This is a genomic window from Microbacterium sp. nov. GSS16, assembly GCF_028198145.1.
In the GTDB taxonomy this organism is placed as follows: Bacteria; Actinomycetota; Actinomycetes; order Actinomycetales; family Microbacteriaceae; genus Microbacterium.
The window spans coordinates 2727484-2749773 of sequence record NZ_CP116338.1 but is presented as its reverse complement, the minus strand read 5'-3'; the positions used below and the strand labels follow the sequence as shown (position 1 = coordinate 2749773).

At 69.7% G+C, this 22290-nt stretch carries 19 protein-coding genes and 1 tRNA gene; 15 read left to right on the top strand and 5 right to left on the bottom strand.

What is annotated here, in order from left to right; translation table 11 throughout:
• The first annotated feature begins 87 nt into the window (after positions 1–87).
• The 3 genes from PGB26_RS13095 (at position 88) to PGB26_RS13085 (ending at position 1600) form a co-directional block, all read left to right on the top strand.
• Positions 88–300, top strand: a complete 213-nt coding sequence (locus PGB26_RS13095; RefSeq protein WP_271638088.1) for a DUF1918 domain-containing protein — start codon at positions 88–90, stop codon at positions 298–300.
• A 63-nt stretch (positions 301–363) separates the two neighbouring features.
• Positions 364–437 (top strand) — tRNA-Met (locus tag PGB26_RS13090).
• Positions 438–796: 359 nt separating this feature from the next.
• The gene (locus tag PGB26_RS13085) at positions 797–1600 is read left to right on the top strand and encodes a carbon-nitrogen hydrolase family protein (protein WP_271638087.1); all 804 of its coding nucleotides are present in this window, start codon (positions 797–799) and stop codon (positions 1598–1600) included.
• A gap of 571 nt (positions 1601–2171) precedes the next feature.
• Here the strand turns inward: PGB26_RS13085 and PGB26_RS13080 are convergent.
• Positions 2172–3371, bottom strand: coding sequence for an aminotransferase class I/II-fold pyridoxal phosphate-dependent enzyme (locus tag PGB26_RS13080; protein WP_271638085.1), 1200 nt, complete (start codon positions 3369–3371; stop codon positions 2172–2174).
• A 97-nt stretch (positions 3372–3468) separates the two neighbouring features.
• Here PGB26_RS13080 and PGB26_RS13075 point away from each other — a divergent pair, with 97 nt between their 5' ends.
• Genes PGB26_RS13075 through PGB26_RS13065 form a run of 3 tightly spaced genes read left to right on the top strand, consistent with a single transcriptional unit; the run spans position 3469 to position 7846 of the window.
• Positions 3469–5106, top strand: a complete 1638-nt coding sequence (locus PGB26_RS13075; RefSeq protein ID WP_271638083.1) for a S1C family serine protease — start codon at positions 3469–3471, stop codon at positions 5104–5106.
• A 53-nt stretch (positions 5107–5159) separates the two neighbouring features.
• Positions 5160–6413, top strand: coding sequence for a CDP-glycerol glycerophosphotransferase family protein (locus PGB26_RS13070; RefSeq protein WP_271638081.1), 1254 nt, complete (start codon positions 5160–5162; stop codon positions 6411–6413).
• Complete coding sequence (locus tag PGB26_RS13065) at positions 6410–7846, top strand: CDP-glycerol glycerophosphotransferase family protein (protein WP_271638079.1); 1437 nt, start codon at positions 6410–6412, stop codon at positions 7844–7846. The genes PGB26_RS13070 and PGB26_RS13065 overlap by 4 nt, the downstream gene beginning before the upstream one ends.
• Positions 7847–7898: 52 nt before the next feature.
• Here the strand turns inward: PGB26_RS13065 and PGB26_RS13060 are convergent, their stop codons facing one another.
• Positions 7899–8918, bottom strand: coding sequence for a glycosyltransferase family 2 protein (locus PGB26_RS13060; protein WP_271639679.1), 1020 nt, complete (start codon positions 8916–8918; stop codon positions 7899–7901).
• A 117-nt stretch (positions 8919–9035) separates the two neighbouring features.
• Here PGB26_RS13060 and PGB26_RS13055 point away from each other — a divergent pair, with 117 nt between their 5' ends.
• The 9 genes from PGB26_RS13055 (at position 9036) to PGB26_RS13015 (ending at position 19082) form a co-directional block, all read left to right on the top strand.
• Positions 9036–10259 carry a hypothetical protein gene (locus PGB26_RS13055; RefSeq protein WP_271638078.1) on the top strand — a complete coding sequence of 408 codons (1224 nt, stop codon included), beginning with the start codon at positions 9036–9038 and terminating at the stop codon, positions 10257–10259.
• 32 nt (positions 10260–10291) lie between these two features.
• Positions 10292–11572, top strand: coding sequence for a CDP-glycerol glycerophosphotransferase family protein (locus PGB26_RS13050; protein ID WP_271638077.1), 1281 nt, complete (start codon positions 10292–10294; stop codon positions 11570–11572).
• Complete coding sequence (locus tag PGB26_RS13045; protein ID WP_271638075.1) at positions 11572–12330, top strand: biotin--[acetyl-CoA-carboxylase] ligase; 759 nt, start codon at positions 11572–11574, stop codon at positions 12328–12330. The genes PGB26_RS13050 and PGB26_RS13045 overlap by 1 nt, the downstream gene beginning before the upstream one ends.
• 57 nt (positions 12331–12387) lie before the next feature.
• Positions 12388–12933, top strand: coding sequence for a PH domain-containing protein (locus PGB26_RS13040; protein ID WP_271638073.1), 546 nt, complete (start codon positions 12388–12390; stop codon positions 12931–12933).
• Positions 12934–12996: 63 nt separating this feature from the next.
• Complete coding sequence (locus PGB26_RS13035; RefSeq protein ID WP_271638072.1) at positions 12997–14118, top strand: 5-(carboxyamino)imidazole ribonucleotide synthase; 1122 nt, start codon at positions 12997–12999, stop codon at positions 14116–14118.
• A 101-nt stretch (positions 14119–14219) separates the two neighbouring features.
• Positions 14220–14687, top strand: a complete 468-nt coding sequence (gene purE / locus PGB26_RS13030; protein WP_271639678.1) for a 5-(carboxyamino)imidazole ribonucleotide mutase — start codon at positions 14220–14222, stop codon at positions 14685–14687.
• Positions 14684–16156, top strand: coding sequence for an LCP family glycopolymer transferase (locus PGB26_RS13025; protein ID WP_442922989.1), 1473 nt, complete (start codon positions 14684–14686; stop codon positions 16154–16156). The genes purE and PGB26_RS13025 overlap by 4 nt, the downstream gene beginning before the upstream one ends.
• Before the next feature lie 98 nt (positions 16157–16254).
• Positions 16255–17886 carry a RecQ family ATP-dependent DNA helicase gene (locus PGB26_RS13020; protein WP_271638071.1) on the top strand — a complete coding sequence of 544 codons (1632 nt, stop codon included), beginning with the start codon at positions 16255–16257 and terminating at the stop codon, positions 17884–17886.
• Positions 17887–18014: 128 nt separating this feature from the next.
• Positions 18015–19082: a glycosyltransferase gene (locus tag PGB26_RS13015; RefSeq protein ID WP_271638070.1), complete on the top strand. Its 1068-nt coding sequence runs from the start codon at positions 18015–18017 to the stop codon at positions 19080–19082.
• Between the two features lie 27 nt (positions 19083–19109).
• Here PGB26_RS13015 and PGB26_RS13010 read toward each other — a convergent pair whose 3' ends face one another.
• The 3 genes from PGB26_RS13010 to PGB26_RS13000 are packed head-to-tail and all read right to left on the bottom strand — an operon-like array spanning position 19110 to position 22165.
• Entirely contained in the window at positions 19110–20525 is a 1416-nt protein-coding gene (locus PGB26_RS13010) for a hypothetical protein (RefSeq protein ID WP_271638069.1), read from the bottom strand.
• 46 nt (positions 20526–20571) lie between these two features.
• On the bottom strand, positions 20572–21312 hold the full coding sequence (locus tag PGB26_RS13005) for an ABC transporter ATP-binding protein (RefSeq protein ID WP_271638068.1): 741 nt from the start codon (positions 21310–21312) through the stop codon (positions 20572–20574).
• A complete protein-coding gene (locus PGB26_RS13000; RefSeq protein ID WP_271638067.1) occupies positions 21296–22165 on the bottom strand; it encodes an ABC transporter permease in 870 nt (289 codons plus the stop codon). Before PGB26_RS13000 ends, PGB26_RS13005 begins: the two co-directional genes overlap by 17 nt.
• Positions 22166–22290: the final 125 nt, after the last annotated feature.

Here is a 22290-nt window from a genome sequence, read left to right as displayed (position 1 = left end):
GGGGTGCCCTCCTTCTGCGTTCACACGCTTCTGGCGCGACGACAGACGCGAGCGCACAATGGGAGCATCGGTCTCTCTTCGAGGAGAATGATCACGATGCGAGCGGCAGCCGGTTCGAGGATCGTCATCCACGGCGCACACGTCGACAGTGCCGAACACCGTGGTGAGGTGGTCGAGACACGGGGAGAGGACGGCGGTCCGCCGTACCTGGTGCGTTTCGACGACGGCAGCGAATCACTGCTCTTCCCCGGCCCCGACTGCGAGCTCGAGCACGCGCACCCCGAGCCCGACGCGCCGTGACACTCCCGGCATCCGAGCCCGATTCGCCCTGTCTCCGAAGCCGTGTTAGGCTTTAAGACGTGCCGCGGGGTGGAGCAGTTCGGTAGCTCGCCGGGCTCATAACCCGGAGGTCGCAGGTTCAAATCCTGTCCCCGCAACAAGAAGAAGGCCCGGTCCGCAAGGACCGGGCCTTCTGCATGTGCGCCCTCGTCTCCGTGTCGCGGACAGGCTACCCTCCGAAGACGGGGACATGCGTCCCAGTCCCGCCATGAGCATGCGGACGACGGGGTCCGCCGGAGCGACATGGAGGGTGGGCAGCTGGGCATCCGGATCGCCACGGCGGCGGTGCCGAACCTCTTCGCCCTGGCCGGCGCCGTCGCCCTGCTCTTCCTGCCGTACACGCGCCGCGCGAGGCCGAGCTCAGCGCGTTCTCGCGCGAGCGCCGCGGGGCCCGCACGGCGTTCACCGCAGCCGAAGACAGAGTGCTCGCGCCGCGCGAGTGAGAGAGGATGGCAGCATGACCGCAGCAGCTCCTCTCGTCGCCGTGTGCCAGTTCGCTCCGGATGCCGCACCCGAGCGCAACCGGGAGCGGATCGGCGAGCTCGTCGCCGCGGCCGCGGAGCGTGGTGCGGATGTGGTCGTGCTCCCGGAGTACTCGAACTACTTCACGCCGGAGATGGACGACGCCCTCGCACGCAACGCCGAGGGCCTCGACGGTGCGTTCGTCGCGGCGCTGCGCGCGCTCGCCGCCGAGCACAGCCTCATCGTCGTCGCCGGGATGGTCGAGACCGCCGAGACGGGGCGGGTGCACAACACCGTCGTCGCCGTGTCGGATGCCGGGGTGCAGGCGATCTATCGCAAGCAGCACCTCTACGACGCGTTCGGCCAGCGGGAGTCGGACTGGATCGAGCCGGGCGCGCTCGGCGAGGCGGCGGTCTTCGACGCGCTCGGCCTGCGGTTTGGGCTGATGACCTGCTACGACCTGCGCTTCCCGGAGGTGGCGAGAACGCTGGTGGACGCCGGGGCTGACGCCCTGATCGTCCCGGCGGAATGGGTGCGCGGACCCCTGAAGGAGCACCACTGGAACACGCTGCTCACCGCGCGCGCCATCGAGAACACGACCTATGTGATCGCGTCCGACCATCCGGCTCCCGTCGGCGTCGGCTTCTCGCAGATCATCGACCCGCAGGGCGTGGTCGTCGCGGGCGTCAGCGCGGGGGAGGGCGTGGCCGTGGCATCCCTCGACCCCGACCTGGTCGCCCGCACGCGTGAGACGAACCCGTCGCTGCGGCTGCGCCGCTACCGCGTCGTACCCCGCTGAGCCCCTCGCCCGTCGCGGACCCCGCGGGGGCCTGCTCCGCAACCGGTTACGAATCACGGCCCGCTCCGCGGCCGGTTACGAATCACGGCCCGCTCCGCGGCCGGTTACGAATCGGGGGCCGACACCTCCACCGGTTACGAACCGGGGGCCGACACTCCAAATGTCGGACCGATCCGCGTGAAGCGTCCGACATCTGGCGTGTCGGCCCCCGGAACGTATCGCCCCCGGAACGTGTCGGCCCCCGGAACGTATCGCCCCCGGAACGTGTCGGCCCCCGGAACGTATTGTCCCCGGAACGTATCGCCCCCGGAACGTGTCGGCCCCCGGAACGTATTGTCCCCGGAACGTATCGCCCCCGGAACGTGTCGGCCCCCGGAACGTGTCGGCCCCCGGAACGTGTCGGCCCCCGGAACGTGTCGGCCCCGGAACGCCGCGAACCTACGCCGTCCCGTGCCGCGTGCCGGCGGCGCTGCGCCCCGTGCCCGCCCCGCCGCCCCGCCGCACCCGCGACGCCCGCGCCCACCACCCGGCCAACGTGCCCGCGCCGCCCGACCACGGTGCCCCGGGCGCGTCAGCGCAGGCCGGAGAGGCGGCGGCCGGCCTCCTCGATCACGTCGACGCGCTTGCAGGCGGCGAAGCGCACCAGGCCGGCGTACCGCCCCTGGTTCTCGGGTGTGACGAACGCGCTGATCGGGATCGCCGCGACACCCGCCCGCTCCGGCAGCGCGCGGCAGAACGCTGCGGCGTCGGCACCGCCGAGCGCCGTGGCGTCGGCCACGGTGAAGTACCCGCCCTGCGGGGTGAACACCTCGAATCCCGCGGTGCGCAGTGCGGCGCCGAGCAGCTCGTGCTTGCGCAGCATGGTGGCCGCGGCGTCGTCGAAGTAGGAGTCGGGCAGACGCAGACCGACCGCGATCGCGGGCTGGAAGGCCGATCCGTTCACGTAGGTGAGGAACTGCTTGACGGTCAGCACCGCCGTGATCAGGGCGGCCGGTCCGTGCACCCAGCCGATCTTCCACCCCGTGGTCGAGAACGTCTTCCCGGCCGACGAGATCGTGAGAGTGCGCTCGGCGGCGCCGGGCAGCGTGGCGATCGGCACGTGCGGCGCGTGGAAGGACAGGTGCTCATACACCTCGTCGGTCACGATCACCGCGTCGTGCTGCGCGGCCACCCGCACGATCTCCGCCTGCACCTCGGGTGCGAACACGGCGCCTGTGGGATTGTGCGGGTCGTTGACGAGGATCACGCGGGTGCGGTCGTTCACCGCGGCGGCGAGTTCGTCGAGATCCGGCTGGAAGTCGGGTCGCCGCAGCGGCACGGTGCGCAGCCGGGCACCCGCGAGCGCGACGGCCGCGGCATACGAGTCGTAGTACGGCTCGAAGACGACGACCTCGTCGTCGGGGCCGTCGATGAGTGCGAGCAGGGTGGCGGTCAGCGCCTCAGTCGCCCCCGCCGTCACCAGGATCTCCGTGCCCGGATCGACCTCGAGTCCATAGAAGCGGTGCTGGTGCTCGCTGATCGCCGCGAGCAGATCGGGGATGCCCCGGCCGGGCGGATACTGGTTCGCGCCGTGCGCGATGGCATCCCTCGCCGCCTCCAGCACCGCGGCCGGACCGTCCTCGTCCGGGAAGCCCTGCCCGAGATTCACCGCCCTGGTTCGCACCGCGGCGGCCGACATCTCGGCGAAGATGGTGGGGGCGACCGGGCCGTCCGCGGAGAGCAGACCCGCCCCTGCGGCGGTACGGCGCCAGGCTCCTGGTATGACATCCATGCAGAACAGGCTAAGACCATAGGCGAATGTCATCGGCGGCATACGAAACGCACAGACTCGGTTGTCACTCTGATAGGGCATTGAGAAGGAGCAGAAGATGAACGACAACAGCACCCCCGACCAGCCCTCGAACCCCGAGGCCTCGGCTCAGACCCCGCCGTCGTCGGCGCCCGGGCAGCACGCGCCCTCGCACTTCGGCTCCGACCAGGCGCGGTGGCAGGCCCCCGCGGCACCTCAGCCGGGCGCGTCATACGGCACCCCGCCGCAGCCCGGCGGAAGCTTCGGTCACGCGGCCCAGTCCCAGCCCGGCGCTCCCCAGCCCGGCGCCCCCCAGCCCGGCGCCCCCCAGCCCGGCGCCCACCCCGGCGGTGCGCCGTACGGCGCCCCCCAGCACGGGATGCCCCAGCCGCAGCATCCGACGGGATCGCCCTCGTCCGAGCAGCCCACCCTCAGCCTCGACCCGACGCTGGTCGCCGCCCCGACCGGATCGACGCCGCAGACCGGGGCCGCCGCGCAGGGCCCGCACAGCACCGAGAAGCGGAGCGGCGGACCGGTCAAGGTCGCCGGTCTCATCCTCGCCGCGGCGCTCGTCGGCGGTGTGGCCGGATTCGGCGGCAGCGCCATCGGCACGGCCGTGTTCGACCGTCCGGCATCCCAGTCGGCCACCGGTCCGCAGAGCGTCACGGTCAACAACCCGGGCTCGGTCAACGAGACCACTGCCATCGCCAGCGAGGTGCTGCCGTCGGTGGTCACCATCGAGGTCGCGGGCTCGAGCGAGTCGGGCAGCGGCTCCGGTGTCATCCTCGACAAGGAGGGGCACGTCCTGACCAACACGCACGTGGTCACCCTCGGCGGCGCCGTGGCCGACCCGGCCATCCGCGTGACCACGTCCGACGGCCGGATCTTCCAGGCCAGCGTCGTGGGCACCGACCCGGTGTACGACCTCGCCGTGATCAAGCTCGAGGGAGCGAAGGATCTCACCCCGATCGAGATGGCCGATTCGAGCAAGCTCAACGTCGGCGACACCGCCGTCGCGGTGGGCGCACCGCTCGGCCTGTCGAACTCCGTCACCACGGGAATCGTCAGCGCGCTGAACCGCAGCATCGAGGTCGCCTCGTCTGCGCTTCCCGACAGCTCGGCGCAGCCCGACAGCGAAGGCGACCAGGGCGGCAGCGGCAATCCGTTCCAATTCGACATCCCCGGCATGGGCCAGCAGCAGGCGAAGCAGTCGATCTCGATCGCCGTCATCCAGACCGACGCGGCCATCAACCCCGGAAACTCCGGTGGCGCACTCGTCGACAGCAAGGGAAGCCTGATCGGCATCAACGTCGCGATCGCGACCGCCGGCGGCTCGTCGTCGAGCGAGGCAGGGTCGATCGGCCTCGGCTTCGCAATCCCGTCGAACATCGCCCAGCGCGTCGCCGACGAGATCATCGCCGACGGTGCTGCGACCCACGGCCTGCTCGGCGCCACCGTGCGCGACGCGTCGAGCGTGAAGGGCGTGTCGGTCGCGGGCGCCGCGATCGACACCCCGACCCCCGGCGGCGCGGCCGACGAAGCGGGCCTGAAGTCCGGAGACATCGTCACCCAGTTCAACGGCGTGCCGATCACCGGCGCCAGCGACCTCACCGCGCAGGTTCGCGCGGCGGCGGCCGGCAGCGAGGCCACGCTGAGCTACGTCCGCTCCGGCAGGACCTATGAGGCGAAGGTGACGCTGGGAGAGCTCAAGCTCTGAGCCCTGCCGGCCGACTCCCCGAGAAGGACGCCACCCCGCGATAGGCTCGCGAGGTGGCGTCCTTCTCATTCGGCTCCGGCAACGCGGCGAAGCTGCTCCGGATGCCGCTGTATGCCGCAGGACGCATCGCGGCGCTGCTGATCCCGCGCGGCGACCGCTGGGTCTTCGGCTGCGGGGCCGGCGTCGGCGACGGCGCCCTCGCGCTGTACCGCGTGGCGGCCGACGTCGGACATCGCGTGCTGTGGCTCGCGCGCTCGCCGCGGGATGCCGACGACGCCAGGGCCCTGGGCATCCGCACCGTCCCGCGCGACGGCGTCCGCGGCTGGTGGGCGACGATCCGTGCGGGTGTCCTCGTCGTCACGCACGGGCTGGGGGATGTGAACAGATACGGCAGCAGTGACGCGTTCGTCGTGCAGCTCTGGCACGGCATCCCGCTCAAGCGCATCGGACTGGATTCGCCGATCACCGCAGAGGTGCCGGCGGGGATCCCTGGGGCCGGGCTGCTGCGTCGGCTGCTGACGGCGATGTACCGCGGCGCCGCCCAGCGCATCCAGGTGCTGCCCGCCGCCTCGCACCGCTCGCGCGGCCGGCTCGAGTCGGCTTTCGGTCTCGGCGACGACCGGGTGGTCGTCACGGGCGAGCCCCGCGTCGACGTGCTCTCGCAGGGCTCCGACGCTCAGCGCCGCGCGACCGCGACGCAGCTGCTCACCCGCACCGGCCCGGTGCTCACCTCTCAGCGGGTGCTGCTGTACGCCCCCACCTGGCGCGACGGCGCCCCCGATCCGGCGGTGCCCTCAGCCGCACAGTGGGTCGACATCGTGCGGCTTCTCGAGAGGCACGACGCCATCCTGTTCATCCGATCGCATCCGCTCGGCGCCGGCGCGTACGCGCCGCCGTGGTCGAGCGGCCGGGTGCGGATGCTGAACTCCGACCTGCTCGCCGATGTCACCCCGGCGCTGCCCCGCGTCGACGTGCTCATCACCGACTACTCCTCGATGGCGTACGACGTGGGCCTGCTGGCCATGCCGGTCGTGTACCTGGCACCGGATGCCGAGCAGTACGCCCGCGAGCGCGGCTTCTACGGACCGTATTCCGATGTCGCGGGTGACGATCACGCGACCGACTGGGCGGGAGCGCTCGAGCAGCTCGACGCCGTGCTCGCCGACGACGCGGTCAGGGCCGAGCGCTCGGCGCGCTCAGCCGAACTCAGCGCGCACATGCACGCGCATCGCGACGGGCAGAACGCCCGCCGCGTGTACCAGGCCATCCGCGCGCGCGGCATCCCCGCGCCGAAGGGAGCACGATGACCACGGCTCGCATCGATGAGCAGACTCAGACGCTGATCGTCTCGGGCACAGGCGCCCGTCCGGCATCCGCCGCCCTCGTCGGGCCGCGCGCCCGCGTCAGCGCCCGCCTCACCGGCGGCGGGAAGACGTGGAAGGCGACGCTGCCGCTGCAGACCTCGCGCTGGGGAGGAGCAGCGCTGCCGCTGCCCGCGGGCGCATACGAGCTGACGGTGGAGGGCGTCGAGCTCGGCGACGTCGAGATCGAGCCGACGCTGCTGGCAGGTCTGCGGATCGAGGTGCGCGGCGCGGATGTCGTCATCGCCCCGCCCATCGCGCCCATCTACGAGACGCCGGAGGGGCAGCGCACGCTCGAGCAGCGATACGCCTCGCAGATCGGCGCCGGTGAGAACGCGGTCTTCTTCGAGAGCTTCTACGGCCAGACCGCCGGATGCAATCCGCGGGCGATCGACCGCGTGCTCGCCGAGCGTGCCCCGTCGGTGACCAGGTACTGGAGCGTCACCGACCTGTCGGTGGAGGTGCCAGAAGGCGCGGTGCCGGTCGTCGAGGGCGGACCGGACTGGTGGCGGGCACGTGCGGAATCGCGCATCCTCATCGTCAACGACTGGCTCAGACGTCGCTTCGTGCGCAAACCCGGCCAGATCGTGCTGCAGACCTGGCACGGCACGCCGCTGAAGCGGCTCGCCCTGCACCGGCCCGGATTCGACCCGCGCCGGATGGCGGCGGTCTTCAAGGAGTCCCGTCGGTGGGATGTGCTGCTCGCGCAGAACCCGTACGCCGCCCGCATCCTGAAGAAGGCGTACGCGTTCTTCGGCAAGCCGATCTGGGTCGAGGGCTACCCCCGCAACGACGTGCTCGTGAACGGCGATCCGGCGCCCGTCCGCGAGGCTCTGGGCATCCGCGCCGACGAGCGGGTCATCCTCTACGCGCCCACCTGGCGCGACGACCGCTCCGAGATGGTCGACTTCGTCGACCCGCAGCTGCTGGCCGAGCAGACCGACTCGGTCGTGCTGGTGCGCGGTCACTCGCGCACCATCCGGCCGGGGCGCGATCATGCCGGGGCCAGGGTCATCGACGTCACCGGGTACCCCGAGACCGCTCGGCTGCTGCTCATCGCCGATGTGCTCGTCACCGACTACTCCTCGGTGATGTTCGACTTCAGCGTCACGGGACGGCCGATGTTCTTCCTCGTGCCCGATCTCGAGCACTACCGCGGAGAGCTGCGCGGGTTCTACTTCGACCTCGCCGAGCGCGCGCCGGGGCCGCTCGTGCACAGCCAGGAGGAACTGGTGCGAGCGCTAGACGAGCCCGAGGTGCCTGAGGCCTACCGCGAGCGGTACGCCGCGTGGCGCGCGCAGTTCAACCGGCGCGATGACGGGCAGGCCGCGAATCGCGTCGTCTCGCGCATCCTCGATCAGGGATGGCTGACCGCCTGAGCACCAGCCTGTCCGGGTTCTTGAGTCGTCGACGGGCCGACCCATCGACGACTCAGGGCAGCGGCGTATTGCGCGACCCGAGTCGCGACGCATCCACCGTGTCGCCGGCGCCGCGCAGCGCGCCGCCGATGAAGCCGAGACCCCATGACAAGTGCATGGTCGGCAGCACGGCCATCGTCCACAGACGCTGCCGCACCGGGCCCGGGCTCACCACGCCCACTCCGATGACCAGCAGAGCGTAGGCGATGAGGGGCAGATAGATCACCGAGGCGATCAGGGCGGCGATGCCGCGCAGCACGCCGACGAGCTGCAGGATGGCGACCAGCAGAGCGACCGCCGTCACCACCACCAGGGCGGGCGGCGCGAAGAAGCGCAGCCCGTTGCGACGACCGAACCGGCGCACCAGCTCGCCCCGCCACGCACCCGTGGCACGGAACTGGCGCGCCAGACGCGACCAGCTCTCGCGCGGCCAGTACGTGACCGAGAGCGCCGGGTCGAACCACACGAGGTGACCGGCCTGCCGGATTCGCAGATTCAGCTCCCAGTCCTCGCCGCGTCGGATGGTCTCGTCGAACAGACCCACCTGCTCGACGACGTCGCGGCGCATCACGCCGAGATACGCCGACTCGGCTTCGCCCTCGTGCTCGCTGCCGTGGTAGGCGCCGCCGCCGAGCCCCACGGGCGAGTTGTACAGTCGCGCCACGGCGCGCTGAAAGGGGGTGCGGCCGTCGGCGCGCATGATCCCGCCGACGTTCGCCGCTCCCGTGCGCCGCAGCGTCTCGAGCGCGCGGCGGGCGTACCCGGGGGAGAGCTCGGAGTGCGCGTCGACGCGGATGATCGTGGGGTGCCGGCTGGCCCGGATCGCGGCGTTCAGTCCCACCGGGATGTGCGCGGCGGGGTTGTCGACCAGGATGATGCGGGGGTCCTCAGCCGCGAGGCGTCCGGCCAGCTCGGTGGTGCCGTCGCTGGACGGACCCAGCGCGAGCACGAGCTCGACGGGGCCGTCGATGTCCTGCTCCAGCACCGAGCGCACGGCGTGCTCAAGGTAGTCGCGCTCGTTCAGAACCGGCATCACGAACGAGACGCCGGCGGAGGTGGAGCTGTCGTCATCCTGCACGTGTCGATCATGTCATGCGCCCCCAGCCCGCCGGCACGGGCGATTCGGAGGTTGCCTCGATACCGTCCGGGGATGGACGTTCTGCGAGACGCGAGGAAGGCCGTCGGGCTGATGCGGCGCGCAATGCGGCTGAGGGAGGCGCGGCGCAGCGTGCGGGAGATGCTCGCCGTCAGGCCGGCCCTGCCCGCCGGGCGGTTCCACATCGCGGTGTACTTCGCCGACACCGAGGTGAACATGTACCAGATCCGGCAGTGGTACCTCCCGCTGCAGCGCCTCGCCGACCGGCACCCCGTCGTCGTGCTCTCGCGCTCGCCGCGCGGGGCGCAGGCACTGCTGCGCGACGACGCCCTGCCTGTCGCGTTCGTCCCCGAGGTCGCCGAGCTCGAGGCATTCCTCGCCGAGCAGGACATCTGCATCGTGCTGTACGTGAATCAGAACACCCGCAACTTCCAGATGTTCCGGTACGGCCGGCGCATGCACGTGTTCATCAACCACGGCGAGTCCGACAAGGTCTACATGAGCAGCAATCAGTACAAGGCCTACGATCACGCCTTCATCGCCGGGCAGGCGGCGCGTGAGCGGCTGGCCGATGCGCTGTGGGAGTACGACGTCGACGAGCGCACGAGCATGATCGGCCGGCCGCAGGCCGATCACTTCGCCGGTGACGTGCCGTTCACGCCCGATGAGCGCACGGTCGTGCTCTATGCGCCGACCTGGGAGGGGGATCGGGCGTCGATGGCGTACGGGTCGGTGCGCACGCACGGCGTCGCGCTCGTCGCAGCCCTGCTCGCCACCGGGCGTCATCGGGTCGTCTACCGTCCTCACCCGCGCACCGGGGTGATGGATGCCGAGTACCGCGCCGCGAACGAGCGGATCATCGCGATGCTGTCCGAGGCGAACGCCGCCGATCCCGCCGCGCACCACGTGCACGACGACGGTCCGGACATCGGCTGGCAGCTGACTGCGGCGGATGTCGCGGTGCTCGACGTCTCGGCGATGGTCTACGACCGGCTCGCCACCGGGCGTCCGCTGCTCGTGACCCGCCCGGCGAGCGAGGAGGCTGAGATCGACGAGAGCGGCTATCTCTCGGCCTGCGAGTGGCTCACCGCCACCGCCGCCCGCGGCGATGCGGTGGCCGAGATCGATCGCGTGCGCGCGGACTCGGCGGCCATCGAGCGTCTGGGCCGGTGGGCGACGCGCTATTTCGGCGACACCTCGCCGGGTGCGGCGACCGCGCGCTTCGAGGCCGCGATCGAGCGGCTCTGGGAGGCCGCCGCCGGGCATCCCGACGCCTGAGGGCGATCACGACCGCTCGGTATCCTGGAGGGATGGGTGTGGTCTCAGATGGGAAGAAGGCGTATCGACTGCTTAAGAAGGCGCTCGTCTCGCGCGCGGCCGTGCAGCGGGTGCGACGCCGCCTCGCCGCGCAGGGCCCGCACCCGCAGGGGCACTACCGCATCGCGGTGTACTTCGCCGACGGCGCCGTCAACATGTATCAGATGCGCCAGTGGTACCGGCCGCTCGCCGAGCTGGCGAAGCGGTGGCCCGTCGTCGTGCTGTCCCGCAGCGCCACCGGCGCGGAGCGGCTGATCGAGGAGGACGCCCCTCCGGTCGCCTTCGTGCCGACCGTACGTGATCTCGAGCGGTTCATCGCCGAGCAGGACATCCGCATCGTGCTCTACGTCAACCAGAACACCCGCAACTTCCAGATGTTCCGCTACGGCCGCCGCTGGCACGTGTTCATCAACCACGGCGAGTCCGACAAGATGTACATGACCACCAATCAGTACAAGGCGTACGACTACGCGCTGATCGCGGGTCAGGCCGCTCGCGATCGGCTCAGTCGCACGCTGTGGGACTACGACCTCGACACGCGCACGATCGAGATCGGCCGGCCCCAGGCCGACCACTACTCGGGCACTCTGCCGTACACCCCCGACGAGCGCATGGTCGTGCTCTACGCCCCGACCTGGGAGGGCGATCGTCCGTCGGCGCACTACGGCTCGATCGCATCGCACGGCGAGACCCTGGTCAGCGCGCTGCTCGCCACCGGACGCCACCGGGTGATCTACCGTCCGCATCCGCGCAGCGGCGTCGTGAACGACGAGTACGGCGCGGCGCACCGCCGCATCCTCACAGCGATCGACCAGGCCAACGCCGCCGACCCCCGCGCTCAGCACGTCTACGACGACGGCCCCGAGCTCGGCTGGCAGCTGGCCGCGGCCGACGTCGCCGTCGTCGACATATCCGCGATGGTCTATGACCGGCTCGCCGCCGGCAAGCCGCTGCTGATCACGCGTCCGTCCGACGAGCGGGCATCCATCGACACGACCGGATACCTGTCGGCCTGCGAGTGGCTCACCGTCGATGGCGCTACGCGCATCGTGGCGGAGGTCGAGCGGGTCGCCGCCGACGACGAGGCGGTCGCGCGGCTGCGCACCTGGGTGCAGCACTACTTCGGCGACACCGCCCCCGGAGCTGCCACCGCGAAGTTCCACGGCGCGATCGAGCAGCTCATGCACAAGTGGGACGAGTGGCATGCCAGGGATGCCGGAGCCCGGGCATCCGACCAGGACGGCGGCGACGGAGCCGACGAGGACGACGACTGATGCGGCTTGCGCACAGCCGAGCCGTCGCCGACCCGCTCATCGTGCTCGACTCGTGCGGCTCGACCAACGCCGAGCTGCGCGAGCGGCTCGCCGGCGAGCGGCTCGGACATCTCGCGGCGCTCGTGACCGACTCGCAGACCGCCGGCCGGGGCCGGCTGGATCGCACGTGGACCACACCTGCGGGCTCCGCGCTCGCCGTCTCGGTGCTGCTGCGCGATCTGCCCGCCGACGTCGACGCGTGGGGCTGGCTTCCGCTCGCTGCGGGAGTCGCGATGACGGATGCCGTGGCCGCGCAGCTGTCCGCGCACGATGTGGGGTTCAAGTGGCCCAACGACGTGCTCGTCGGCGGCCGCAAGATCTGCGGAATACTCGCCGAGGTCACGCCGGACGGCGTGATCATGGGCAGCGGGGTGAACACCGCGATGACGGCCGATGAGCTGCCGGTGCCCACGGCCACGTCGTTCGCGGCGCTGGGCGCGTCTGCCGACATCGATCGCCTGCTTTCGGACTACCTCACCGGCCTTCGCGACCTGGTCGCCGAGCTGACCCGCGTCGGGCCTGTCGCGTCCGGGCTGCACGCCGCGGCCGAGAGGCGCTGTCTCAGCCTCGGCCGCGACGTCGAGGTGACGATGCCGCACGGCGAGACGCTGCACGGCCGCGCCGTGCGTCTGCACGACGACGCATGCCTGGTGGTCGAAGCCGACGGCGCCGAGCGCGCCGTGGCATCCGGTGATGTCGTGCACGCCCGGCTCGCCTGAGCCGACGCGCCCGGCGGGCCTTCCGCACCCCGCGGCCGCCGCAGGCACAATGGAGGGGTGACCCAGCCCGTGACCCTCGGCGGCCGGCCGAACATGCCGCCGCCGGGCGCGCCCGCCGAAGAGCTGCTCGTCGCGCGTCTGCGCAGCCATGCCCGCCGGCTCTTCTGGTCGGCGGCGCTGCTGATCGCCACCGCCGGTGCCACCGCCTACTTCTACGACAACCTGCCCGATCCGTACGAGAACTGGATGCTGCTCGCCGCGGTGGGCATCGTCGTGCTGCTGCTCGTGGTGATGCCGTTCCTGTTCTGGATCTCGCGCACCTTCACGATCACCACCCGGCGGGTCATCGTGCGCGACGGGCTCGGCTCACGGCGCCGCCGGGAGCTGTCGCACATGCGCGGCTATTCGATCAGCATCCGTCGGGGGCCGCTGCAGCGGATGTGGGGAGCGGGGACGATCACGCTGAGCAACGGCTCCGACGAGCCGGTGCGGCTGGTGAACGTGCCCATGGCCAGCCTCGTGCACGAGGTGCTCGCCGATCAGGTCGAGGTCAATCAGATCCTCGCTCACCGCGACGCGCAGACCGCGAGCCGGGGGTACTGAGCGCCGATCGTCTTCCGCCCGCGACGGAGTGCGCGAGAATGGAGGCGACGAAAGGGGCGCTGCATGACCGTGCGCGTGGGTGTGATCGGCGGAGGACAGCTGGCTCGGATGATGATCGCTCCGGCGGTCGAGATCGGACTCGACATCCGGGTGCTCGCCGAGGACGAGGGGATGTCGGCGCAGCTGGCCGCGACCGCCGTCGGCGACTACCGCGACCTCGAGACGGTGCGCGCGTTCGCCCGCGACGTCGACGTCATCACCTTCGATCACGAGCACGTCCCGCAGGAGGTGCTGCGCGCGCTCGTCGCCGACGGAACGCAGGTGCACCCGGGGCCGGATGCTCTGCAGTTCGCGCAGGACAAACTCGTCATGCGCGCTCGTCTCGCCGAGCTCGACGTGCCTCAGCCCGACTGGGCGCCGGTGCACGACGCCGACGAGCTGCAGCGGTTCATCGACGAGCACGGCGGGGGAGCGGTCGTGAAGACGCCCCGCGGCGGCTACGACGGGAAGGGCGTGCGCGTCGTGCGCTCGGGCTCCGAGGCAGACGACTGGTTCGCCTCCGCCGACGGCGAGGCCTTGCTCGCAGAGGAGCTGGTCGCGTTCCGCCGCGAGCTCGCCCAGCAGATCGCCCGCCGCCCCGGCGGCGAGATGGCAGCGTACCCGGTCGTCGAGACCGTGCAGCGCGACGGCGTGTGCGCCGAGGTCATCGCGCCCGCGCCGGGCACCACCGAGCGCGTCGTCGATCTCGCCGAGCAGATCGGGCGCCGGATCGCCGAGGGGATCGGCGTGACGGGCATACTCGCCGTCGAGCTGTTCGAGACCGACGACGATCGCATCCTCGTGAACGAGCTCGCGATGCGTCCGCACAACAGCGGGCACTGGAGCCAGGACGGAGCGATCACCGGGCAGTTCGAGCAGCACCTGCGCGCGGTCGCCGACCTGCCGCTCGGCCGCACCGAGCCGCGCGAGCCGTGGACGGTGATGATCAACATCCTCGGCGGACCCGCCGAGGGCTCGCTCGCCGACCGTTTCGCACCCGCGATGGAGGAGTACCCCGAGGCGAAGATCCACACCTACGGCAAGGCGCCCCGACCGGGCCGCAAGGTGGGGCATGTGAACGTCTCGGGCGACGACCTCGACGAGGTCGTCTACACCGCACGCGCCGCTGCCGCCCTGTTCGTCTGAGCACGTGCGTGCCGCTGCGACGTTCTCCCAGCGGTGCACCGTAGCCTGTCATGGTGACTGAGCCACTGCACTCCTCGAGCACGCCCCTGGTCGGGGTCGTCATGGGATCCGACTCCGACTGGCGAGTGATGAGCGACGCCTCCCAGGCCCTCACCGACTTCGGCATCCCGCACGAGGTCGAGGTCGTCTCGGCGCACCGCACGCCCGACAAGCTGATGAGCTACGGGCGCGAGGCGCGCAGCCGCGGCATCCGGGCGATCATCGCCGGCGCCGGGGGAGCAGCGCACCTGCCCGGCATGCTCGCCTCGGTCACCGCCGTGCCCGTCGTCGGCGTCCCCGTGCCGCTCGCCTACCTCGACGGCATGGACTCGCTGCTGTCGATCGTGCAGATGCCCGCCGGCATCCCGGTGGCGACCGTGTCGATCGGCGGAGCCCGCAACGCCGGCATCCTCGCCGCCCGCATCCTCGGCACCTCCGACGCCGATCTCGCCGATCGCGTCGAGGCCTACGCGCGCGACCTCGAGCAGCAGGTCGAGCAGAAGAACCAGCGGCTGAAGGACTCGCTGTGACCCTGGCCGCACCGCACGCCCCGGCGCGAGGCGGGCGGCCGCTCATCGAGACCCGTCCGCTGCGGCACCCCGACGTGTCGGACCGGGCGGTCATGAGCCGCCGGGGATGGTGGCTCGTCGTGCTGAACGTGCTCGTGCCGGGCTCCGCGCAGGTGCTCGCCGGCAACCGGCGTCTGGGGCGCTTCGGGCTCGGGGCGACCATGGTGGGGTGGTTCCTGCTCATCGTCGGCGCGGGAATGGGACTGTTCGCGCAAGACGCGCTGGTGTGGTTCGTCACCGGGCCGCTGTCCTGGTTCCTGCTCACGCTCGTGCAGGTGCTGCTGATCGGATACGCGATCCTGTGGGTCGTGCTGACCATCGACACCCTGCGTCTGGTGCGTCTGGTGCGTGTGCCGGTCATCTCACGATGGACGATGGCGGTGGCATCCGTGCTGGTGCTCGCGCTCGCCGCTTCGTCTGCGATCTACGGGTCGACCGTGGCGGCATCCAGCCGCGGAGCGATCGGCAGCATCTTCGGGCAGAGCGGTCCGAGCCTGCCGCCCAGCGACGGGTACTACAACATCCTGCTGCTCGGCGCCGACAGCGGTGACGGGCGCGATTCGATGCGGTTCGACAGCATCTCCGTCGTGTCGGTGAACGCCTCGACCGGCGCGGTGACGATCACGGGCATTCCCCGCGACATGAGGGAGTTCCCGTTCGCGGACGACAGCCCGATGCGCGATCCCGAGCTCGTCGGCTACGACTACCGCAACTACTTCGAGGGTCACGACGACCGCCAGTGCGGCTGGGGAGCCGGCATCAACCAGCTCACCAATGCGGTGGAGGAATGCCGGAAAGATCGCGGTGACTCGATCTACCCCGACGCCGCGGCCCGCGATTCGACGCCGGCGATCGAGGCGACGAAGGACGCCGCCGAGGGGATCCTCGGGATCGAGATCCCGTACTACGTCTTCGTCGACATGCACGCGTTCGCCGCGCTCATCGACGCGCTCGGCGGGGTGGACGTGACGGTCGTGGAGCGCCTGCCCGAGGGCGGTGGGCCGGCCTACCCGGGGCAGCCGGCCGCGGAGTGGGCAACCGGATGGATCGAGCCGGGACCCCAGCACATGGACGGTGACACCGCGCAGTGGTACGCCCGGTCGCGGTACACGACGAGCGATTTCGATCGGATGAGGCGGCAGCGTGAGCTGCAGGTGGCGATCCTGCAGCAATTCACCCCGCAGACCGTTCTGATGCGATTCAACGAGATCGCCGCGGCCGGCACAGAGCTCGTTCAGACCGATCTGCCCACGAGCAAGCTGCCCGAGTTCTTCGATCTCGTCAAGAAGGCCAAGGATCAGCCGGTCGCGCAGATCGAGCTGACGCCCGACAACGGCATCGAGGAGGCCGAGCCGGATTACGCGCTGATCCGCGAGATGGTCGACGCCGCGCTGCACCCGCCGATTCCCACGCCGACCCCCAGCCCCTGACGCCTCCTGGGCCCCTGGGCCTGGCGAACGGCCTATGCCGCACCGCCTCGCCACGCAACCCTGTCGCGTCGACCGGCGACCTGCGATCGAATGGTCGGGTGATCCCAGATGACATCGACCGCGTCGCCCGCGAGTCTTTCGGCATAGACCAGCTCAAGCCCGCCCAGCGGGATGCGATCGAGGCGGCGGTGAGCGGCCGGGACGTGCTGGGGGTGCTGGCGACCGGTTACGGAAAATCGGTGATGTACCAGATCGCCGCGACTCTGCGCGAGGGCGTGACGGTGGTCGTGTCACCGCTGATCGCGCTGCAGGAGGATCAGCTGGTCGGCATCGAGAGCGCGCCCGGCGCGCCGGCCGCCGTCACGCTGAACTCCGCCGGCGGCGTGCGCAGAAAGCGTGAGGCGTGGCGGATGCTGCGCTCCGGCCAGGCCGAGTTCGTGCTGCTCGCACCCGAGCAGTTGGCGAAGGAGGAGGTGATAACCGCCCTCGCCGCGCTGGACGTCTCGCTGCTCGTCGTCGACGAGGCCCACTGCATCGCCTCGTGGGGCCACGACTTCCGGCCGGACTACCTGATGCTCGGTGCGGTCGCCGAGCGTCTCGGGCGCCCGCCCATCATGGCGCTGACGGCGACAGCATCCACACCGGTGCGGGCTGAGATCTCGCGGCGGCTCGGCATGCGCGATCCGTTCGAGTGCATCGGCGAGCTCGACCGGCCCGAGATCGCGCTGAGCGTGCGACGGCACACCGACGACGCCGCCAAGCGAGCCGCGGTCGAAGACGAGGTCGTCGGCCTGCCGAAGCCAGGTCTGGTGTACACCGCGACGCGACGTGACACCGAGCAGTACGCGCAGCAGCTGCAGGAGCGCGGTCTGCGTGCGGCCGCCTATCACGCGGGTATGCCGGCGAAGTCGCGGGCCCAGGTGCACGAGGATCTGCTCGACGATCGGCTGGATGTCGTGGTCGCGACGTCGGCTTTCGGGATGGGCATCGACAAGCCCAACGTGCGGTTCGTGGTGCACGCCGACGCGCCGGAGTCGGTCGACGCGTACTACCAGGAGGTGGGCCGCGCCGGCCGGGACGGCGAACCCGCACAGGCAACCCTGCACTTCCGCCCCGAGGATCTCGCGCTGCGGAAGTACTTCGCGGGACGCAAGCCAGCCGGCGGTGAGATCCGCCGGCTGCTGCGCGCCCTCAAGGGTGGCTCCCGCAGGCGCGCCGAGCTGGCGGAGGCATCCGGTCTCTCGGCTCGACGCGTGACCGCGCTGCTCGCTCTGCTGTCCGACACCGGGCACGTGCGCATCGGCCGAAGCGGGGCCACGCTGCTCAGCCTCGACGCGGCGGCAGCCGTCTCGGATGCGCTCGAGCGGGTCGAGGAGCGCGAGCGCATCGATCAGTCACGGATCGAGATGATGCGCTCGTACGCCGAGACGCGCCGGTGCCGCCGACAGGTGCTGCTCGGATACTTCGGTGACGAGCTCGACGACCCGTGCGGCAACTGCGACACGTGCGATGCGGGAGTCGTCGACGACGGGGAGGAGCTCAGCGGTGAGACGGATTCCGGGTTCCAGGTGGACGACCGGGTCCGTCACCGCGAGTGGGGCGCCGGCACCGTGATGTCTGTGGAGGACGACCGGATGACGGTGTTCTTCGAAGCCGAGGGGTATCGGGTGCTGTCGCTCGAGCTCATCGAAGAGAAGGACCTGCTCGAGCGCGTGAGCTCGGCCGGCTGAAGCGCGCCGAAACCGCGGGGTGGTTGAGGCTGGCAATCGCGCTAGCTCGAACTGTGAGTAGCCCTAAGGGTCGGCTGCGGGCCGGAGCGGCATCCGATCGCCCTGGGCGTCGCGGCTACGCTGAGACCATGACTGTGCAGTTGCGTGTGGTTGTCGACCAAGTCGGTGTCGACGCCGATCTGGCGCGTGCTGCGCTCGGTCTGACCGAGGGACTCATCCGCACCGCGCCTCGCGGCTGCGTCGTCTCGGGAATCGTGCCGAACGGCGCCGAGTCGTCAGTCGCCGGTCTCCACGACGTGCGCACCCTGCCGCTCGCGCGGCGTGAGCTGGCCGCCGCCTGGCAGATGGGCATCGCCGCCGGGGTCGGGGGCGGGCTGATCCACTCGCCGACCCTGCTCGCACCCCTGGTGCGTCACGATCGGGTGCACGACAACGACCAGACGACTGTCACGCTCTGGGATCTGTGCGCGTGGGAGGCTCCGGAGACGCTGCCGAAGACGAGTGTCGTGTGGCAGCGCGCCATGCTGAAGAGAGCGGTCAAACACGCGGATGCGGTGGTCGTGCCGTCGCATGCGATGGCAGAGCGGGTTGCTGAGATCGCTCCGCTCGGTGACCGCGTGCGCGTGATCGCGGGTGCTGCGCCGATGGGTTTCCGTGAGCCGGGGGATGCCGCACTGCTGCGGGCGGACCTGCAGCTGCCGGAGCGCTACATCGTGATCACGGGCGACGGTGAGTCGTTCGCGGACGGCTTCCGCGCTGCTGCGCGTGCAGAGGTGGATGCGGTGGTGGTGGACGTCCGAGAAGGTGCGGCCACTGAACTGATCGATCTGGCTGCGTCGGTGGGCCATCCTGAGCGTCGGACGCACATCACCGATGAGCTCGATGACTCCTCACGAGCCGCGCTGCTCGCGGGAGCCGGCGCAGTCGTGGCGACCTCGACCGCATCGGCCTGGTCGTGGCGGCTCGTCGAGGCGATGGAGCTCGGCGTGCCGATCGTCGCCGTGTACTCCGGGGTGCACCGCGACGTGATCGCGGACGGGGGAGCTGTGGTGCCCGCCGGTCAGCTCGACGACGCGCTCATCGATGCGCTGGGTTCGGGGCGCGAGAGGCTGCGTGTACTCGGCGCCGATCGGGCACGTGCGTTCTCGTGGGCGAGCTCAGCCGAGCGCGTGTGGGCACTGCACGCGGAACTCTGAGAGTCGACCTCAAACTGACCCTCATCATCAGGTTCGGCTGGCGACGATCCGATCCGCAGCTATCTCTGCGCGAATGACCTCGAGGATGCGCCCTGCGGCCCCCGGCTCTCCGAAGAAGCGGCTCACGTTCGCTGCCTGACGCTCGGCGAGGGGGTCGCTTCCGTGAGCTTCGATGTCTCGGATCGCTTTCTGTGCTTCCTCGACGGAGCGGACACGGTGCACACCCCGCGCGATCTCGCGTCCGATCTCGTTGAAAGGAATGTGATCCGGTCGCTCTACGAAGATGGTCGGGACGTCCAGCAGCTGTCCCTCGATCATCATGCTGGGGCCGTCCGTGACGAGATAGTCGGCCGCGGACATCACGGCCGAATAGTCGCCGCGCCAGACGGCGGTGTTGGGCAGGCTCTTCCACTCGTCCAGCCACGCTTCGTACTCGGCTGGTGAGATCGGACCGCCCTCGCGCTCGATCGTGCCAGGAAGGAGGGGATGGTGTGTGAAGACGAACTCCGTATCCGGAGACCCCTTCGCCCATTCGAGCATGTCCCGGCGCACGTGAGGGAACATTCCGAAGTCGTTCCAGCCGGTGAGAATCGAGTGATGAGCAGACCACACGACACGGCGGGCAGGTAGTTCGACGCCCTCGATCGGCCAGTGCGTCTCGGTGGCTCGAACGTAGTCGAGCTTCGGGTGTCCGACCGCGCGGAACTGCAGTCCACCGGTGAGGGAATCCGCGCGTGCGATCTTGAGCGCCTCCTCATTGGCGAGGAAGACCAGCCAGGCGTGGCGGTGCATGACTGTGTCGACGGCGGAATTGATCGGGGGATCGCCGACCGGCACGTTCTCGGTGGTATTCATCGTCTCGTACGGGATCAGTATGAGACGTGCCCAGGTCAGAGCCTCCGCGCTGAAGGCGCGGTCGATGTCGTCGTCCCATTGGCTCTGGCGCACGACGATGTCCGGGTCCAAGGCGCTAAGCAGCTGTGTCGCTTCGTGGAGTCGGTCCCTCTGGAGCCGCAGATGGGGGACATCAGCCGTGCGCAGGAACCGATGAGTGCGCCCTTCACCCTTCGCAGGACCAACACCGGAGTAATGCCGGGGGATGGTGACAACCACGGGATCGAACTCCGCGTCGCGCTGCATGAGGTCGATCAGTTCGGCGATGGAGCCCCACGCCGTGGCGTTGTGCACTAGGAAGACGACCCGGATACGGGCTCGGATGGAGCCCAGACGTCTGACCGCGATCATACTGGCGCGCCGAGATTCGTCGACAGTCTCCGAAGTGGCGCGTGTGAGCGCGGTGAGAGAGGAGAGGTCCCCTGCCATCGACTCGAGCTGTGTTCGCAGTCCCGCCTGCTGTTCACCCAGCTGCTCAAGCGAGGCATTCACGCGTCGCATCCACGCAACGGCACGTTGAACCGCAGTCAACGGATTGAGATTCGGCATATCTCGCATTATGGCTTCTGAAGGCGTGGGCTGCGAAAGCTGGAGGTCACGCCCGCATGACCTCCACCGCCTCCTTGCTGGGGCCGTCGAAGCCCACTTTGCCGTCTCGTAGCAGGATCCCACGCTCGCAGAGGGTTGACACCATGTCGAGGTCGTGGCTCACGACCACGAGGGTCTTGCCTTTCGAGTGCAACTCCCGGATCCGCGCCAAGCACTTCTTCTGGAAAGGCTCGTCACCGACTGAGAGGATCTCGTCGATCAGGAGGATGTCGACTTGCGTATGAATCGCGACTGAGAAGGCGAGGCGGAGGAACATGCCGGAGGAGTAGTGCTTGACCTCGGTATCGATGAACTTCTCGATCTCACTGAACTCCACGATGGAGTCGAACTGCGCCTGAGTCTCCTGCTTCGACATCCCGAGGATGGCCGCATTGAGGTAAACGTTCTCGCGCCCGGAGAGGTCGGGGTGGAATCCCGCACCGACCTCGATCAGCCCAGCCACGCGTCCACGGGTCATGACCTTGCCCTGGTCGGGGCGGAGGACGCCGGAGATCATCTTGAGCATCGTCGACTTGCCGGAGCCGTTGAAGCCGAGCAGGGCGACGGACTCGCCCTCGCCGATCTCAAAGGACACGCCGTCGAGCGCTTGGAACTCCGAGGAGAGAGCCTTGCGTCGCATGGCGGCGACGAAAGTCTCCTTGATCGAATGGGTATGGCGCAGTTTGAAGTGCTTGTGGACATCGTCGACGACGATGCGCGGTGTCGACGGTTCAGAGGTCCTGGGCAAAACGACCCTCCAGGCGACGGAAGACGGCCTCGCCGATGACGAGGACGAGGATGGAGACGACGACGGCGATCAAGGCGTGGACCCACATAGCGGGGAGGGCCCCGGCATCGGCAGGGCTCAGCGCGTGCCAGATCCCGTAGTGGAACAGCTCCACAGCGACGGTGATCGGGTTTAGCGCGTAGAGCTGGAACAGCCAGTCCGGCACCTTGGAGGCGACCATCTGCCATTGGTACATCACGGGCGACGCCCAGACAGAGATCATGACGATGATTTCGACGAAGCTCTGCGCGTCGCGGAACGTCACGTTGATCGCACCGAAGAGCATGCCGAGACCGGTGGCGAGGAGCGCGATGATTGTTAGGCCCAGGAGGAGGGCGGCCACGCCGATGGGAGTCGGCGTCCACCCGAAGAACAACGCGATCACGATGACGACGATGATCTGCGGGATCGTGTTGATGGCCGCGACGAACGTGCTCGCGACGGGGAACATCTGTCGCGGGAAGTAGATCTTCTTGATCAGCGCGGCGTTGTCGACCAGCGATCTGGTGGCGTTCTGGAACGACTCGTTGAAGAACGTGACCGCCGTGATTCCCGACAACAGGTAGATGGGATAGAACTCGATGGTCTTGTTCAGATTGAGGAAGACGCCGAGGGCGAAGTAGAAGACGAGAAATTGAATCAGCGGCTTCACGTACGACCAGAGCCAGCCGAGTAAGGAACCTCGGTAGCGGATGCCGACCTCCTTACGGACGATCAGGCTGAGCAAGTAGCGACGTCGGAACACGTCGAAGAGACCGTTGGTTCCGCCGGGCTGCGCGAGCCTCTGGTCGGACGGCACGGATGTCTGGGACACGGCGGTTCCTCACCTCTTCCCGGCGCTCTCGGGCGAACGCCTCACCAATCATAGGTTGTCGCCGTTGGTTGAACCGTGAAGGCGCACGTCGGCAGGTGTGTCGGGTGTCGTCCAGCAGCTCACCG

Bases quoted from the DNA above. Each gene is read 5' to 3' on its own strand.
- PGB26_RS13095 (WP_271638088.1), top strand. From the start codon at position 88: ATGATCACGATGCGAGCGGCAGCCGGTTCGAGGATCGTCATCCACGGC.
- PGB26_RS13085 (WP_271638087.1), top strand. From the start codon at position 797: ATGACCGCAGCAGCTCCTCTCGTCGCCGTGTGCCAGTTCGCTCCGGAT.
- PGB26_RS13080 (WP_271638085.1), bottom strand. From the start codon at position 3,371: ATGGATGTCATACCAGGAGCCTGGCGCCGTACCGCCGCAGGGGCGGGT.
- PGB26_RS13075 (WP_271638083.1), top strand. From the start codon at position 3,469: ATGAACGACAACAGCACCCCCGACCAGCCCTCGAACCCCGAGGCCTCG.
- PGB26_RS13065 (WP_271638079.1), top strand. From the start codon at position 6,410: ATGACCACGGCTCGCATCGATGAGCAGACTCAGACGCTGATCGTCTCG.
- PGB26_RS13060 (WP_271639679.1), bottom strand. From the start codon at position 8,918: ATGCCGGTTCTGAACGAGCGCGACTACCTTGAGCACGCCGTGCGCTCG.
- PGB26_RS13055 (WP_271638078.1), top strand. From the start codon at position 9,036: ATGGACGTTCTGCGAGACGCGAGGAAGGCCGTCGGGCTGATGCGGCGC.
- PGB26_RS13050 (WP_271638077.1), top strand. From the start codon at position 10,292: ATGGGTGTGGTCTCAGATGGGAAGAAGGCGTATCGACTGCTTAAGAAG.
- PGB26_RS13045 (WP_271638075.1), top strand. From the start codon at position 11,572: ATGCGGCTTGCGCACAGCCGAGCCGTCGCCGACCCGCTCATCGTGCTC.
- PGB26_RS13035 (WP_271638072.1), top strand. From the start codon at position 12,997: ATGACCGTGCGCGTGGGTGTGATCGGCGGAGGACAGCTGGCTCGGATG.
- purE (WP_271639678.1), top strand. From the start codon at position 14,220: ATGGGATCCGACTCCGACTGGCGAGTGATGAGCGACGCCTCCCAGGCC.
- PGB26_RS13015 (WP_271638070.1), top strand. From the start codon at position 18,015: ATGACTGTGCAGTTGCGTGTGGTTGTCGACCAAGTCGGTGTCGACGCC.
- PGB26_RS13010 (WP_271638069.1), bottom strand. From the start codon at position 20,525: ATGCCGAATCTCAATCCGTTGACTGCGGTTCAACGTGCCGTTGCGTGG.